Here is a 15,023-nt window from a genome sequence, read left to right as displayed (position 1 = left end):
CGGTGGGTGGTGTGGGTGTCTGCCCGATGGTGTCGGTCGGCCGGGTGTGTGTCTGCCTGATGGTGTCGGTCGGCGGGGTGTGTGTCCGGCTGGGTGAATCCTCGTCCGCTCGCCCGCACCGGGTGTGCGCCCCACCCGCCCCTTTCACCGCCGGATGGCGCCCGCACCGGGTCGCGCGCTCCCTCCGCTCGGTGCCGCGCCGAGCCCCTCATGCCAGGAACCCCCGTAGCAGTGCCGCCGTTCCCGCGCAGTGTTCTCGCATCGTCTCCCGGGCCCGGTCCGCGTCGCCGTCCAGGACCGCCTCGACCAGTGCCGTGTGCTGGCGCTGGGAGTGCTCCAGGTTGCGGACGAGGAGCGGGATGCAGTCGAGCAGGTCGTTGACCGTCGCCCGGACCGCCGCGTACTGCGCGGCCAGCGTCGGCGAGCCGGACAACTCGGCCAGCGTGAGATGGAACAGGGTGTCCAGCCGCCGGTACTCGGCCGGCGGCGCGTCGTGCGTGCGGGCCAGCGCCGCCCGCAGCCGCTCCGCCGCACCGCCGGCCGGCGGGTGCGCCGCGCACAGCCCCGCCGCGCCCACCTCCAGAACCTCCCGGAACCGGAGCACATCGTCGATGTCGACCGCCGCGACCCGGCGCCGCAGCTCGTCCTCGCCGCCCGCGTCCGGCCGGGGCAGCACGAACGTGCCGCCGTAGCGCCCCCGCCGGGACTCCACGAGCCCCTGGTCCTGGAGCACCTTCAGCACCTCGCGCAGCGTCACCCGGCTGATCCCGAGCCGCTGCGCCAACTCCCGCTCGGCGGGCAGCCGCTCGCCGCCCGGCACCAGACCCAGCCGCACGACCTGAAGGATCTGCTCCAGCGCCGCCTCGAAGCCGTTGCCCGCCCGCACCGGCCGCAGCACCGGCGCGAGCCGGTCGTCCGGCCTCCCCCGCCGCGTGTCCCGCGCCATCCCGTCGTGCCCCCTTCCCAACCAATGGTTATCGGCAATACCTTATGGCTCCCGGCCGGCCGAAGAAGCCGAAGGAGACTCTCCCGTGGCAGACCGCACACCGCCGCTCGGCATCGAGGAACTGCACGCCCTCGTCGCGAGCGGTGAGATCGACACTGTCGTGCTGGCCTTCCCCGACATGCAAGGGCGGCTCCAGGGCAAGCGGTTCGCCGCCCGCTTCTTCCTGGACGAGGTGCTCCGCCACGGCGCCGAGGGCTGCGCCTATCTGCTTGCCGTCGACGCCGAGATGAACACGGTCGACGGCTACGCCATGTCCTCCTGGGACAACGGCTACGGCGACTTCGCCATGCACCCCGACCTGAACACCCTGCGCCGCATCCCCTGGCACCCCGGCACCGCCCTGGTCGTCGCCGACCTGGCCTGGGCGGACGGCTCCCCGGTCGCCGCCGCGCCCCGCCACATCCTGCGCACCCAGCTGGAGCGGCTCGCCCGGCTCGGCTACACCGCCCAGGTCGGCACCGAGCTGGAGTTCATCGTCTTCAAGGACACCTACGAGCAGGCATGGGACGCGGGCTACCGCGGGCTGACCCCGGCCAACCAGTACAACGTCGACTACTCCATCCTCGGCACCGGCCGCATCGAGCCGCTGCTGCGCCGCCTGCGCAACGACATGGCCGGTGCCGGGCTCACCGTCGAATCGGCCAAGGGCGAGTGCAACCCCGGCCAGCACGAGATCGCCTTCCGCTACGACGAGGCCCTGGTCACCTGCGACCAGCACGCCGTGTACAAGACCGGCGCCAAGGAGATCGCCGCCCAGGAGGGCGTCTCGATCACGTTCATGGCCAAGTACAACGAGCGCGAGGGAAACTCCTGCCACATCCACCTCTCGCTCGCCGACACCGACGGCGGCAGCGCGATGGCCGGGCCCGACGGGATGACCGACGTCATGCGGCACTTCCTCGCCGGACAGCTGGCGGCCCTGTGCGACTTCGCCCTCCTGTACGCGCCCAACATCAACTCCTACAAGCGCTTCCAGCCCGGCTCGTTCGCCCCGACCGCCGTCGCCTGGGGCCACGACAACCGCACCTGCGCCCTGCGCGTCGTCGGCCACGGCCGCTCCCTGCGCTTCGAGAACCGGCTGCCCGGCGGTGACGTCAACCCGCACCTCGCGGTCGCCGCCCTGGTGGCGGCCGGGCTGTACGGCATCGAACGGAAACTGGAACTGCCCGAGCCCTGCCCCGGCAACGCCTACACCGCCGGGTTCGCACATGTCCCCACCACCCTGCGGGAGGCCGCCGCGCTCTGGACGGCCAGCCCGATCGCCCGGGCCGCCTTCGGCGACGAGGTCGTCGACCACTACCGCAACCTGGCCCGCGTCGAACTGGACGCCTTCGACGCCGCCGTCACCGACTGGGAGCTGCGCCGCTCCTTCGAACGCATGTGAGGCCCGCTGTGTCCGACGCATACGACGCATACGACTCGTGCGACGAGCTGCCCCCCGAACCCGAAATCCAGGTACACAACCCCGCCACCGAAGAAGTCGTCGCCACCGTCCCCGCCGCCACCGCGGCCGACGTCGACGCCGCCGTCGTACGGGCCGCGAGGGCACAGGCACGCTGGGCCGCCCTCGCGCCCGCCGACCGGGCCCGGCTGCTGCGCCGCTTCGCCGACACCGTCGACACCCACATCGAGGAACTGGCGCGGCTGGAGGTCCGCGAGGCCGGTCATCTGCCCGGCAACGCCCGCTGGGAGGCCGGCAACGCCCGCGACCTGCTGCTGTACGCGGCAGGCGGCGCCGAACGGCTCCTCGGCCGGCAGATCCCCGTACCCGGCGGCTGGGACGTCACCTTCCAGGAGCCGCTGGGCGTGGTCGGGGTCATCGCGCCCTGGAACTTCCCGATGCCCATCGCCGCCTGGGGCAGCTTCCCGGCTCTCGCCGCGGGCAACGCCGTCGTCCTCAAGCCCGCCGAGACCACCCCGCTCACCGCGCTCCGGCTCGCCGAACTCGCCCTGGAGGCGGGCCTGCCCGACCACCTCTTCCAGGTGCTGCCCGGACACGGCCGCATCACCGGCCGGGCACTCGTCGACCACCCCGACGTGGCGAAGATCGTGTTCACCGGCTCCACCCGCACCGGCCGCGAGGTCATGGAGCGGTGCGCCCGCCTGGTCAAACCGGTCACCCTCGAACTCGGCGGCAAGAGCCCCAACATCGTCTTCGCCGACGCCGACCTCACGGCCGCCGTCGACCCGTTCTCCTTCCTCGACAACTCCGGCCAGGACTGCTGCGCCCGCACCCGGATCCTGGTGCAGGAGTCGGTGCACGACCAGATCCGCGAGCTGCTGGCGGACGAGCTGGCCGCCGTCGTGGTGGGTGACCCGGCCGACCCGAAGACCCAGATGGGCCCCCTGATCTCCGCCCGGCAACGCGACCGCGTACGGTCCTTCGTCCCCGCCGACGCGCCCGCCCTGCGCGGCACCGCCCCCGAGGGACCCGGCTACTGGTTCCCGCCGACCGTGCTCACCGGGGAGCGACCCGACTCGGCCGCGGCCCGCGAGGAGATCTTCGGTCCGGTCGCCGTGCTGCTGCCCTTCACCGACGAGGCCGACGCGATCCGCCTCGCCAACGACACCCCCTACGGCCTGGCCGGCTCCCTGTGGACCCGGGACCTCGGCCGCGCCCTGCGGGTCTCGCGGGCCGTCCGCGCCGGCAACCTGTCCGTCAACTCCCACTCCGGCGTCCGCTACTGGACCCCGTTCGGCGGCGTCAAGCAGTCCGGCCTCGGCCGCGAGTTGGGCCCGGACGCCCTGACCGCCTTCACCGAAACCAAGAACGTCTTCATCAGCACGGAGGGCCCCGCACAGTGACCGCCGAGACCCCTGAGATCATCTGCCGCCGACTGATCGGCCGTACCGCCGTCGTCACCGGAGCGGGCAGCGGCATCGGCCTCGCCACCGCCCGCCGACTGGCCTCCGAGGGCGCCCACGTCGTCTGCGGCGATGTCGACGAGACCCGCGGCAAGGCCGCCGCCGACGAACTGGGCGGGCCGTTCGTGAAAGTCGACGTCACCGACCCCGAGCAGGTCGAGGCGCTGTTCAAGGCGGCGTACGACACCTACGGCAGCGTCGACGTCGCCTTCAACAACGCGGGCATCTCCCCACCCGACGACGACTCCATCCTGGAGACCGGCCTGGAGGCATGGAAACGCGTCCAGGAGGTCAACCTCACCTCCGTCTACCTGTGCTGCAAGGCCGCCATCCCCTATATGCGCCGCCAGCGCCGGGGATCCATCATCAACACCGCTTCCTTCGTGGCCCGCATGGGCGCGGCCACCTCGCAGATCTCCTACACCGCCTCCAAGGGCGGGGTGCTCGCCATGTCCCGCGAACTCGGCGTGCAGTTCGCCCGGGAGGGCATCCGGGTCAACGCGCTGTGCCCGGGCCCGGTCAACACCCCGCTGCTGCGGGAGCTGTTCGCCAAGGACCCCGAGCGGGCCGCCCGCCGCCTGGTGCACATCCCGCTCGGCCGGTTCGCCGAGGCCGAGGAGATCGCCGCCGCCGTCGCCTTCCTCGCCAGCGACGACTCCTCCTTCGTCAACGCCAGCGACTTCCTGGTGGACGGCGGGATCTCCGGCGCGTACGTCACCCCCATGTGACCGGACCGCGCCCGCCCGCGGGTCGGACACCGTGTACGCGACACGGACCCCCGGCCTACAGTGCCGGGATGAGCATGACGCCGCCGCCCGGCTGGTACCCCGACCCGAACTCCCCGCAGCTGGAACGCTGGTGGGACGGCAGCGCCTGGACCGAGCACCGCCGCTCGCCCGGAGCGCCGGTCCCGTCGGCGGCCCCGGACCGCGCCTTCGGGCGGGCGAAGACGGTCGCGCTGGTCACCGCCGGCGCCGTGCTGGTCGCGGCGATCGTCACCGGCGCCCTGGTGCTCCGCACGGACCACCAGGGCGACGGTGCCACCGAGGCGAACACCTCGGCCACGCCCATCCCCAGCGACCCGCAGCCCTCGTCGCCGTCGCCGTCCGACCCGCCGTCGGCCTCCGGCTCCTCGGTCGACGACCCCGGCGTGGTCGTCGACCAGCTCAACGGCATCACGCTGCCGCTGCCCGACGGCTGGGTGCGCCCGCAGTACGTCGCCGACCAGGACGTCGTCATGACCACGGACGGCACCTACGACTGCCCGGCGGGCGTCGGCCTGTGCCGGCACGGCCTGGTCAGCACCCGCACCGCGAGCGCCGCCGACGGGACCTCGCCCGAAGCGCTCGTCAAGAAGGACATCTCCGATGCCGCGGACACCGCATACGACGAGAACGCCATCGGGCAGCGGCCCTTCGACGGCATCGAGTCCCATCGGCTCGTCGCCTCGGGGCAGGTCGCGGTCGCCGGCCGCGCCGGGTACTACGTGCGCTGGCGGATCACGACGGCCAAGGGGCCCGGCGGCTACGTCCAGTCCCTGGCCTTCCCGTCCAGCGTCGGCACCGAGGCGCCCGTCATCGTCCGCTTCGTCTTCGACGCGGGCCCCGACGGGCCCCCGCTGTCCGACATGGACGAGATCACCCGGGGCATCCGGACAGTGGGCGACGCGGACACCGGCGGCGGCGTCGGCAGCAGCCTCGGCCCGTCGAGCTGACCCGTCACAGGAACGTGTGGCCCTCGCCCCGGTAGGTGGGCACGGCCGCCGTCACCGCGTCCCCCTCGACCAGGTGCAGCACCTCGAACCGCTCGCACAGCTCACCGGCCTTGGCGTGCCGGAACCACACCTTGTCGCCGACGAGCAGATCGTCGGCGGGCGCACCGAGCAGCGGCGTCTGCACCTCGCCCGGCCCCTCCTGCGGGTCGTAACGCAGCCCCCGCGGCAGATACGGCACCGGCAGCCGGTCCGCCCCGGCCGCGCCGGAGGCCGGATAGCCGCCGCCGAGCACCGTCACCACCCCGACGCCCGGCCGGCGCACGACCGGCAACGCGAACAGCGCCGCCGGACGGCCCGTGAACGACGTGTAGTTGTCGAACAGGCGCGGCACATACAGCCCCGAACCGGCGGCGATCTCGGTGACGGCGTCCTCGGCGGCCGTGTGCTGCACGCTGCCCGTGCCGCCGCCGTTGACGAACTCCAGGCCGGGCGCCACCGCCCGGACGGCCCGCACCACGGCGGCCCGCCGCTCGGCCAGCTCACGCCGCGCGGTCGCCTGCATCAGCCGGATGGCCCGCGAGCGCAGCGGCCGGCCGGCGACCGAGTCACCCACGCCGGCGATATGGCCCTCGTACGCCATGATCCCCACGAGCGTGAAACCGGGGCGCCGCACCACCGCCCGCGCCAACTCGGCGACCTGGTCGGGGGAGTGCAGCGGCGAGCGCAGCGCCCCGACCCGCAGTCGGCCGCCGAACAGCCTCAGCGACGCGTCCAACTCCAGGCAGACGCGCACGACTTCGCCGCCGCCGGCGCGGGAGGCGTCGATGAGGTCGAGCTGGGCCGGGTCGTCGATCATGACGGTGACGGCGGCGGCCAGCTTGGGGTGGGCGGTCAGCTCGGCGAAACCGGACCGGTCGGCGGACGGGTAGCCGAGCAGGACGTCGTCGAACCCGGAACGCGCCAGCCAGAGCGACTCGGCCAGGGTGAAGGACAGGACGCCGTGGAAGCCGTCCCTCGCGAGGACGCGTTCGAGCAGGGCACGGCAACGCACGGACTTGCTGGCGACACGGATCGGTTTCCCGCCGGCCCGGCGCACGAGGTCGTCCGCGTTGGAGTCGAAGGCATCCAGGTCCACGATCGCGAGTGGGGCGTCCAGATGGGCGGTGGCCCGGTCGTAACGGGCCCGGTCGGCGGGTCGCGCGGTCATGACCGAAGCCTGCCAGACGGGATTACCGCAGGGTAGGGGGATGTTCCGGGCAGATGCCCCGGCGTCGCGGACTGGTTCCCGTTCGCCGTGGAACAACCCGTAGAGTGACGCGCACGTACGACGGAACGCCACCGGCCGCGGCCCCGCGCCGGGATGCCGTTGCGTCCGTGCGGGTATGCGTGCCCGGGACGGACCGCACCGGGCCCGGGTGAGAAGCAGGACCGCCCGCGTACCGAGGGGACGGCCCGGGGACGAGGAAACGGGGGGTGCATGAGCACGGAAGCGCGCCACGCCCCGATCCCTCCGCGCCCGACCCCCACGAACACCCCCGAGAGCCCCCCGAAGACCAGCGAGACCGGCGAGACCAGCGAGAACAGTGAGAGAGCCGCGAAGGCCGGGGCGACCGGGAGGACCGGGGCGACCGGGGTGACCGGGAGGGCCGGGATCGGTGAGAATCCCGAGCGGACCGGCACCACGGAGAACACGGCGGGCGACGTCCCACACACGGCGAAACCCGCGAACCCCGCACCTCCACCGCACCTCGCCGCGTCCCCGGCCGTGCCCTCCGCCACGTCGCACGGCGAGGCGGGCCGGACCGCCGGGCCGCCCCCGCCGCCTGCCTCGGCCCGTTTCCCGGATGCCCCGCCGGCCATGGATTCCCGCCCGCGCCGTGATGAGGCTTCCGGCTCGTTGCGGTCCGGTGGGGCGGATCGGCATGTGCGGCGGCCTGCGTTTCCGCCGCGTCCTGGACGCCCGCCTGTTGTTCCGCCGCGGCCGTCCGGTCCGCCCGCCGGGACCTCGTCGGAGTCGACTGCCGGGCTGCGGCCGGTGCCGCCTGAGCCCGAGCTCGATCCCGAGCGCGAGTCCGGCTCGGACGGCAGCCCGGGACCCGTACCGCCGCCGCCTGCCGCACGGTCCGGCGTGGCCGCCGTGCCGCTGCGGCCCGCGGTCCGGCCCGGCGCCGCCGCCGCTCCGGGCGGGCCGCGGGTCGGGGCCTGGCGGCCCGATGACTTCCCGGGGCCGTTCCCGGGGCGGACGGAATCCGCCATCACCCCCGACCCGGCGCTGTCGTGGAGCGCGTACCCGCCGCCCGGCGGTGGGCGGCCCGTCGTGTCGTTCGCGGCGCCCGAGGGGTACGACGACCGGGCGCGGCCCCGGCCGCTGGGCGCGCGGTTGCGTCCCCGTACCGCCGCTGCCGCCGCCTGCCTGGTCCTCGGCCTCGGCCTCATCGGCGGTGCCGTGACCGGGAGTTGGCTCACCGGTGACGCCGGTGCCGCGGGCAGCACGAGCGGTTTCGCCGCGGCCGGCGACCTGTGGCACAGCATGCCCGTGGACGAACTGTTCCCGCCCAGCGTCGAGGGCAAGGGCGCCGGACCCGGCGGAGCCGACCGGACCTGGACACGGATCGCCGTCGCCCCGGACAGCGGCTGCGCGCACGCCTTCGACCCGCTGCTGCGGGGGCTCCTCGCCCCCCTCGGCTGCGAACGGCTGCTGCGGGCCACCTACACGGACGCCACCCAGAGCCATGTCACCACCGTCGGTCTGCTGTTCACCAAGGCCGACCCGGCCGCCATGTCCGCCCTCGCCGCCCGCTTCAAGGACGAGCGCCTGGACCGCCGCACCGACCTGATGCCCCGCCCGTACGCCGCGAAGGACACCCTCGCCGCGGGCTTCGGCGACAAGCAGCGCGCCTCCTGGACCATCTCGGTGCTCACCGACGCCCCCGTCGTGGCCTACGCCGTCTCCGGCTGGGCCGACGGCCGCACCGTCGACGCGCCCCAGCCCGCCGCGGACGCCCAGCAGTCCGGTGCCACCACCGCCCCCGCCCAGGCGGGCCTCGGCCAGGAGGCCCAGGGCCTCGCCGACCGCATCGAACGACGCCTGCGCCAGACCGTCAGCCCGGCCACGGAGAAGCCCTCATGAGGCGAACGAAGGGCGGCCACCGCCCGCGCACGACCGGCACGGCACTGAGTCTCCTGCTCGCCGGCGCACTCGCCCTCCTGCCGTCCACCGTCGCGCACGCCGACGGCATACGCGCCCAGCAGTGGGCCCTGTCCGCCCTGCACACCGACGAGGTCTGGCGCACCACCAAGGGCAAGGGCGTCACCGTCGCCGTCCTGGACACCGGAGTCGACGCCGACCACCCCGATCTCGCCGGGAACGTCCTGCCCACCAAGGACTTCGTCGGCTTCGGCGCCGAGCCCGGCGATGTCGCCTGGGCCAAGCACGGCACGGCCATGGCCGGCATCATCGCGGCGCACGGCCACGGACCCGGCAACGCCGACGGCGTCATGGGCATCGCCCCCGAGGCCAGGATCCTGCCCGTCCGGGTGATCCTTGAGGACGACGACTCGGCCCGTGCCAAGGCCCGCTCCACCCGTGGCAACGCCCTCGCCGAGGGCATCCGCTGGGCCGCCGATCACGGCGCCGACGTCATCAACCTCTCGCTCGGCGACGACTCCGACTCCGCGCACCCGGAGCCGAGCGAGGACGAGGCCGTGCAGTACGCCCTGAAGAAGGGCGTGGTCGTCGTCGCCTCCGCCGGGAACGGCGGCGACAAGGGTGACCACATCTCCTACCCGGCCGCCTATCCGGGTGTGATCGCCGCGACCGCCGTCGACCGCTACGACACCCGTGCCGACTTCTCCACCCGGCGCTGGTACGCCACGGTCAGCGCGCCCGGCGTCGACATCGTCATCGCCGACCCGGACCACAAGTACTACGAGGGCTGGGGGACCAGCGCCGCCTCCGCGTTCGTCTCGGGTGCCGTCGCGCTCATCAGGGCGGCCCACCCGGGCCTCACCCCGGCCCAGATCAAACGGCTCCTGGAGGAGACCGCCCGGGACGCGCCGAGCGGCGGCCGGGACGACTCGCGCGGCTTCGGCCTCGTCGACCCCGCCGCCGCGATCGGCGCGGCCGGCCGGCTCAAGCCACAGGGTCTGCACTCGGCGGTGTACGGCGAGAAGTACTTCGGGCCCGGCCCGGACGCCGCCAAGCAGGCCGGGGACACCGCGGACTGGGCGGGCCCCCTCGCGGGCGGCATCGGCGGGGTGCTGCTGGTGGCCGCGGTGGTCCTGTGGCGCGGCCGACGCACAACGGAGCGCTGATCCCAGGGCCTGCCCTCCGGGAACCCCGCCCCCAGCCGACCAACGCCCGCGGATACCCCCGCGCCGGGATCACCTCGCCGTGCCCGCCGACGACCCCGGCGGCTCCAACGGGACCGCGTTGGCGGGGGTGTTGAGGGAGTGGGTGGTTGTCCTGGGGTTGTATTGGCGGGCGTGCCGACGAGATCGGCGGTCGCGCCGGGGTCGCGTTGGCGGGGGTGTTGACGAGTCCGGCGGTCGCGCCAGGCCCGCGTTGGCGGGGGTGCTGTTGAGGGAGTTGGTGGTCGTGCTTGGTCTGCGTGGCCGGAACGCTGACGACCCGGAGCCCACGCCGGGATCGTCTTGCCGGGCCCGTTGAGGAGTTGGGCGTCTGCTCTGGGACTGTCGTGCTGGGGCCGTTGATGGGGTGGGTGGGCGTGCTGGGTCTGCCGTGCCGGGATCGCTGGCCGGTTGGGTATCCGCGCCGGGATCGTCTTGCTGGGACCGTTGGCGAGTTGGGCGTCTGCTCTGGGACTGTCGTGCTGGGGCCGTTGATGGGATGGGTGGCCGCGCTGGGCCTGCCGTGCCGGGACCGCTGGCCGGACGGGCGCCCACGCCGGGACGGTGTGCCGGGGCCGTTGATGGGGTGGGTGGCCGCGCGGGGGCTACCCTGCCGGGGGCGCCGATGAGGTCGGTGTCGCTGAGGGGTGGGCGGATGTCGTGGCCGGGGTCGGCTGCCCGGTGAACGTCGACACCGCGGCCCGCGCAGCCGCCTCGACCAGCTCGATGCCGCGCGCCTGGGACGCGGTGCCCTCCGTCAGCACGGCCACCAGATACGCGGTGCCGTCCACCCGCACCCGGCCGATGCTGTTCACGTCCCACAGCCCGGTCGTGCTGCGCGCGAGCCAGCCGTTCTTCAGGGCCCACCCGGAGCCGTCGGCCACCGCCGAGACACCCCACCGCTGATCGGACTCGACGGTCTCCATCAGCCCCTGGAGATACTCCCGCGACGCCTCGCTCAGCTCCGACTCGTCCCGGAACACCTGCTGGAGCAGCGTGAGTTGATCGGCCGCCGTGGTCTGGGTCAGCCCCCACAGCGGGCCGTCGCCGCCGGTCGTGTCCGTCAGCCCGAAGCGCTCGTTCGCCGCGTCGAGCCCGTCCGCGCCGCCGATGCTCCGCCACAGCGCCGACGCCGAGTCGTTGTCGCTGTTCTCGATCATCTTCGTGGCATGGGCCCGCTCCGCCGCGGTGAGGCGCCGTCCCGCGTCCTGTACCTGGAGCAGCAGCGCCGCCAGGATGTCGACCTTGACGATGCTCGCCGTGTCGAACGTCGCGTCGCCATGGACGGCGCGCTCGCCGGAGTCCAGGTCGAGCACGGCCGCCGCCACCCGTGCGCCCGACGGGACGGCCAGCGCCGCCATCGCCGTGCTCAGCAGCGTGTCCCGGTCCACCGTCGGTTCCGTCACCGGCCGCACCGATTCCTCCTCGCCCGCCGGGGCCGAGGAGGAGGCCGACGGCGACGCCGCCGAGGATATGTCCCCGCCGCCGGAGTGCGCCCGCGCCGACACATACACCGTCCCGCCGGCCGTCGTCCCCACGATGGCGAGCCCCGCGAGTACCGCGATCACCGCGAGCCCGGTGTGCGCGGTGTGCGCCGGCGGACGGCGTCTGGACGGACGGCGCACGGACGGAAGGGACCGGCCGCGTCGGCGGGTTCTGCGGGACTCCATGCCGGCGATGCTCGGGGCGCGGACTGTGCAGGCCGTTGGACGCGGCTGAGAAGCTCGTCAGTGACGGCTGAGATTCCGGTGAGATCCGTGACCGCGAGTTTTCGGGGCCCGCACAAGCCCCGCGGCAGCCCCCCGATAGGGTCGTCGACCGTGGCGAACAAGAACATTCCCGACCCCGGTTTCCCCGACGACGACGGATCCGCCGACCCCAGGCTGAGCGCCGCGCTCGCCGCCTGGGCCGAGGACCGCACCGCCGTGGGTCCCGTCCTGGAGGCGCTCAAGGGAGCCCGGCTGCTCGTTCCGGTCGTGGCCGTCCTGGGCGAGGCGGAGGAGGACGAGCAGGGGCTGCGCCGCGAGAAGACCAGCGACATGGCCGTGCCGACCCTGCGGGCCGGATCCCGTACCGCTCTGCCCGCCTTCACCTCCACCGCGTCGCTGGCCCGCTGGGACCCGGCCGCCAGGCCCGTCGCCGTACCGCTGCACCAGGCGCTGCAGGCCGCCGCGCACGAGAAGGCCGACACGGTCGTGCTGGACATGTCCGGCCCGGTGCCCTTCGAACTGACCGGCCCCGCGCTGCTCGCGCTGGCCGAGGGCCGTACGACGGCCGACCCGCTCGCCGACCCCGCCGTGCGGGAGGCGGTACGGAGCGCAGTGGCCGCCGAGCCCGCCGTGCTGCGCGCGCACCTCGGTGCCGGCCGGGCCGACGGCACCCTCGCCCTCGTCCTCGACCCGGCGGCGCAACCCGCCGAGGCCGCCCGTGCCGTCGCGGGCCGCATCGCCGCCGACGAGACACTGCGGGCCCGCCTGGTGCACGGCCTCGACCTGGCGCTGCTGCCGGCCGGGACCACGCCCCCGGGCGAGCCCCTGTACGTACGCGGATGAACCGCCGGACGGGCTAGCCGTACACGGGGCCGGTGTACTTCTCGCCGGGGCCCTGGCCGGGCTCGTCCGGGACGATCGACGCCTCGCGGAACGCCAGCTGCAGCGACTTCAGGCCGTCACGCAACGGCGCCGCGTGAAAGGAGCTGATCTCGGTCGCGCTCGCGTCCAGCAGGCCGGCGAGGGCGGTCACCAGCTTGCGGGCCTCGTCGAGGTCCTTGTACTTGTCACCCTCCCCTTCATGGGGGGCAAGCCCGAGCTTCACGGCCGCGGCGCTCATCAGGTTGACGGCGACCGTCACGATCACCTCGACCGCGGGGACCTCGGCGATGTCGCGCGCCATCTCGTCGAAGTCGGGCTGCTCGGCGGTGCCGGAGGGGGAGGTCTCACTCATGCGGGACACGATAGGCGCCGCGCGGGACCGGACCCCAGTCGGCCTCGGTTCGCCGTTCCGGCCCCGGGCTGCTAGCCTGAAGGAACGACCGGCCGGACACGACTGTGCCCGGCCCACAAGTGGAGGCTCCGATCTCCCACCTGACCGCCTTCTGAGGCGGCGGGTCTCCGGTCAGGCGGCCACCATCGTTCCGTACGGACGATGGAGTCGCCCGAAAGCGCGCCCCGCGGTCATCGCGATGGTGCTCCGGTAGTGCGAGGAGCCCCGCCTGTGATCGTCCGGGGCGTTTTTTCTGCTTCGGCGCGGTTAGGTCTCACGAAAACAGACGTTACGCGGCTGTCCGCCAGACCGTCGCGTGGTGCTACCGAGGAGGATCCATCAGCGCCGAGCCCCGCATCAACGACCGGATTCGCGTTCCCGAGGTGCGACTTGTCGGTCCCAGTGGCGAGCAGGTCGGCATCGTGCCGCTCGCGAAGGCACTGGAGCTTGCGCAGGAGTACGACCTGGACCTGGTCGAGGTCGCGGCGACCGCCCGTCCGCCCGTGTGCAAGCTCATGGACTACGGGAAGTTCAAGTACGAGTCGGCCATGAAGGCCCGTGAGGCGCGCAAGAACCAGGCGCACACGGTCATCAAGGAGATGAAGCTCCGGCCGAAGATCGACCCGCACGACTACGACACCAAGAAGGGTCACGTCGTCCGGTTCCTCAAGCAGGGCGACAAGGTCAAGATCACGATCATGTTCCGTGGTCGCGAGCAGTCCCGCCCCGAGCTGGGCTACCGACTGCTGCAGCGGCTCGCGGAGGACGTCCAGGACCTCGGCTTCGTCGAGTCCAACCCGAAGCAGGACGGCCGCAACATGATCATGGTCCTCGGTCCGCACAAGAAGAAGACCGAGGCGATGGCCGAGGCCCGTCAGGCGCAGGAGGCCCGCAAGGCGACCGCGAAGGCCCATCCGGGCCGCTCGCAGAACGCCGCGGACCCCGACAGCGCCATGGACGTGGACGCCGAGGCCCCTGCGGAGGCTTCCGCCGAGGCGTGATCCCGGGGGACGCGAGTCCCCAGGACATAACCGAAACAAGAGCGACGCTCTGCTGTGCCCGGTTCTCGCAACCGGGCATCGGAGCGCCACCGACGAGGAGAAACGGCGCTATGCCGAAGAACAAGACGCACAGCGGTTCCAGCAAGCGCTTCAAGATCACCGGATCGGGCAAGGTGCTCCGTGAGCGCTCCGGCAAGCGCCACCTGCTTGAGCACAAGTCGTCCCGTGTGACGCGTCGCCTCACCGGCAACGCCGAGATGGCCCCGGGCGACGCCAAGAAGATCAAGAAGCTTCTCGGCAAGTGACACACGGGCGCTCGCAGCCGAGCGCCCCGCGTCAGGACCGGGACCCAGTCGTTTCCGGGCTGTGTGAGTACCACCACGGCCCCGCTACAAGGAGTTAACAAGTGGCACGCGTCAAGCGGGCAGTCAACGCCCACAAGAAGCGCCGGGCGATCCTCGAGCAGGCATCCGGCTACCGCGGTCAGCGTTCGCGCCTGTACCGCAAGGCCAAAGAGCAGGTCACCCACTCGCTGGTCTACAACTACAACGACCGCAAGAAGCGCAAGGGCGACTTCCGGCAGCTGTGGATCCAGCGCATCAACGCCGCTGCTCGCGCCAACGGCATCACCTACAACCGCTTCATCCAGGGTCTGAAGGCCGCCAACGTCGAGGTCGACCGTAAGATCCTGGCCGAGCTTGCGGTCAACGACGCGAACGCCTTCGCCGCCCTCGTCGAGGTCGCGCAGAAGGCGCTGCCGTCGGACGTCAACGCGCCCAAGGCCGCGTGACGCTGCGCTGGCTTCAGCCGCGTACGTGACTGAAGGACCCGCAGGCTTCATGGCTTGCGGGTCCTGCTGTTGGCGTCCTCGGCTTTCGTCTGCTGGGCCCTCGGTTTTCGTTTCGGGTGCGGGTTGGTGGGGGTTGGTCGCGCAGTTCCCCGCGCCCCTTGGGGGATCGCCGTGCCGTCGGCTTCGAGGTGCCGTGGGCACGGGCAGCCGTCTGTTGGGTCCTCGGTTTTCGTTTCGGGTGCGGGTTGGTGGGGGTTGGTCGCGCAGTTCCCCGCGCCCCTTGGGGGATCGCCGTGCCGTCGGCTTCGAGGTGCC

The 15,023-nt window shown here is 73.0% G+C and carries 14 protein-coding genes; 10 read left to right on the top strand and 4 right to left on the bottom strand.

The window, feature by feature from the left end:
- Positions 1-208: 208 nt before the first annotated feature.
- Complete coding sequence (locus ACWEKM_RS02460) at positions 209-946, bottom strand: FadR/GntR family transcriptional regulator (protein WP_451619279.1); 738 nt, start codon at positions 944-946, stop codon at positions 209-211.
- Between the two features lie 85 nt (positions 947-1,031).
- On the opposite strand from ACWEKM_RS02460, the gene ACWEKM_RS02455 reads away from it, so the two are divergent.
- From ACWEKM_RS02455 to ACWEKM_RS02440, 4 genes are all read left to right on the top strand, one after another.
- The gene (locus ACWEKM_RS02455; RefSeq protein ID WP_451619278.1) at positions 1,032-2,390 is read left to right on the top strand and encodes a glutamine synthetase family protein; all 1,359 of its coding nucleotides are present in this window, start codon (positions 1,032-1,034) and stop codon (positions 2,388-2,390) included.
- Between the two features lie 8 nt (positions 2,391-2,398).
- The gene (locus tag ACWEKM_RS02450) at positions 2,399-3,811 is read left to right on the top strand and encodes an aldehyde dehydrogenase family protein (protein WP_451619277.1); all 1,413 of its coding nucleotides are present in this window, start codon (positions 2,399-2,401) and stop codon (positions 3,809-3,811) included.
- Positions 3,808-4,599, top strand: a complete 792-nt coding sequence (locus ACWEKM_RS02445) for a 3-oxoacyl-ACP reductase (protein WP_451619276.1) — start codon at positions 3,808-3,810, stop codon at positions 4,597-4,599. The genes ACWEKM_RS02450 and ACWEKM_RS02445 overlap by 4 nt, the downstream gene beginning before the upstream one ends.
- A gap of 74 nt (positions 4,600-4,673) precedes the next feature.
- Positions 4,674-5,585 carry a DUF2510 domain-containing protein gene (locus ACWEKM_RS02440; protein ID WP_451619334.1) on the top strand — a complete coding sequence of 304 codons (912 nt, stop codon included), beginning with the start codon at positions 4,674-4,676 and terminating at the stop codon, positions 5,583-5,585.
- A gap of 4 nt (positions 5,586-5,589) precedes the next feature.
- Here the strand turns inward: ACWEKM_RS02440 and ACWEKM_RS02435 are convergent, their stop codons facing one another.
- On the bottom strand, positions 5,590-6,792 hold the full coding sequence (locus ACWEKM_RS02435) for an amino acid deaminase/aldolase (RefSeq protein ID WP_451619275.1): 1,203 nt from the start codon (positions 6,790-6,792) through the stop codon (positions 5,590-5,592).
- 828 nt (positions 6,793-7,620) lie between these two features.
- Between ACWEKM_RS02435 and ACWEKM_RS02430 the strand changes: the two genes are divergently transcribed.
- Positions 7,621-8,715: a hypothetical protein gene (locus ACWEKM_RS02430; protein ID WP_451619274.1), complete on the top strand. Its 1,095-nt coding sequence runs from the start codon at positions 7,621-7,623 to the stop codon at positions 8,713-8,715.
- Positions 8,712-9,899, top strand: coding sequence for a type VII secretion-associated serine protease mycosin (mycP, locus tag ACWEKM_RS02425; protein WP_451619273.1), 1,188 nt, complete (start codon positions 8,712-8,714; stop codon positions 9,897-9,899). The genes ACWEKM_RS02430 and mycP overlap by 4 nt, the downstream gene beginning before the upstream one ends.
- 641 nt (positions 9,900-10,540) lie before the next feature.
- On the opposite strand, the gene ACWEKM_RS02420 is transcribed toward mycP, so the two are convergent.
- On the bottom strand, positions 10,541-11,605 hold the full coding sequence (locus ACWEKM_RS02420) for a serine hydrolase (protein ID WP_451619272.1): 1,065 nt from the start codon (positions 11,603-11,605) through the stop codon (positions 10,541-10,543).
- A gap of 150 nt (positions 11,606-11,755) precedes the next feature.
- On the opposite strand from ACWEKM_RS02420, the gene ACWEKM_RS02415 reads away from it, so the two are divergent.
- The gene (locus ACWEKM_RS02415) at positions 11,756-12,487 is read left to right on the top strand and encodes an SseB family protein (RefSeq protein ID WP_451619271.1); all 732 of its coding nucleotides are present in this window, start codon (positions 11,756-11,758) and stop codon (positions 12,485-12,487) included.
- Positions 12,488-12,500: 13 nt separating this feature from the next.
- On the opposite strand, the gene ACWEKM_RS02410 is transcribed toward ACWEKM_RS02415, so the two are convergent.
- Complete coding sequence (locus ACWEKM_RS02410) at positions 12,501-12,878, bottom strand: DUF1844 domain-containing protein (RefSeq protein ID WP_451619270.1); 378 nt, start codon at positions 12,876-12,878, stop codon at positions 12,501-12,503.
- 377 nt (positions 12,879-13,255) lie between these two features.
- Here ACWEKM_RS02410 and infC point away from each other — a divergent pair, with 377 nt between their 5' ends.
- The 3 genes from infC to rplT all read left to right on the top strand — a co-directional run bounded on the left by infC (position 13,256) and on the right by rplT (position 14,708).
- Complete coding sequence (gene infC / locus ACWEKM_RS02405; protein WP_451619333.1) at positions 13,256-13,918, top strand: translation initiation factor IF-3; 663 nt, start codon at positions 13,256-13,258, stop codon at positions 13,916-13,918.
- Between the two features lie 110 nt (positions 13,919-14,028).
- Positions 14,029-14,223: a 50S ribosomal protein L35 gene (gene rpmI / locus ACWEKM_RS02400; protein WP_451619269.1), complete on the top strand. Its 195-nt coding sequence runs from the start codon at positions 14,029-14,031 to the stop codon at positions 14,221-14,223.
- A 101-nt stretch (positions 14,224-14,324) separates the two neighbouring features.
- Complete coding sequence (gene rplT / locus ACWEKM_RS02395; RefSeq protein WP_006141703.1) at positions 14,325-14,708, top strand: 50S ribosomal protein L20; 384 nt, start codon at positions 14,325-14,327, stop codon at positions 14,706-14,708.
- Positions 14,709-15,023 lie beyond the last annotated feature (315 nt).

The sequence above is a fragment of the Streptomyces sp. NPDC004752 genome (assembly GCF_053601275.1).
This window is presented reverse-complemented; position numbering and strand designations above follow the sequence as displayed.

What these genes read in the sequence shown, in the direction of transcription:
- ACWEKM_RS02460 (WP_451619279.1), bottom strand. Translation starts at nt 946, where the DNA reads ATGGCGCGGGACACGCGGCGGGGGAGGCCGGACGACCGGCTCGCGCCG.
- ACWEKM_RS02440 (WP_451619334.1), top strand. Translation starts at nt 4,674, where the DNA reads ATGACGCCGCCGCCCGGCTGGTACCCCGACCCGAACTCCCCGCAGCTG.
- ACWEKM_RS02435 (WP_451619275.1), bottom strand. Translation starts at nt 6,792, where the DNA reads ATGACCGCGCGACCCGCCGACCGGGCCCGTTACGACCGGGCCACCGCC.
- mycP (WP_451619273.1), top strand. Translation starts at nt 8,712, where the DNA reads ATGAGGCGAACGAAGGGCGGCCACCGCCCGCGCACGACCGGCACGGCA.
- ACWEKM_RS02420 (WP_451619272.1), bottom strand. Translation starts at nt 11,605, where the DNA reads ATGGAGTCCCGCAGAACCCGCCGACGCGGCCGGTCCCTTCCGTCCGTG.
- ACWEKM_RS02410 (WP_451619270.1), bottom strand. Translation starts at nt 12,878, where the DNA reads ATGAGTGAGACCTCCCCCTCCGGCACCGCCGAGCAGCCCGACTTCGAC.
- rpmI (WP_451619269.1), top strand. Translation starts at nt 14,029, where the DNA reads ATGCCGAAGAACAAGACGCACAGCGGTTCCAGCAAGCGCTTCAAGATC.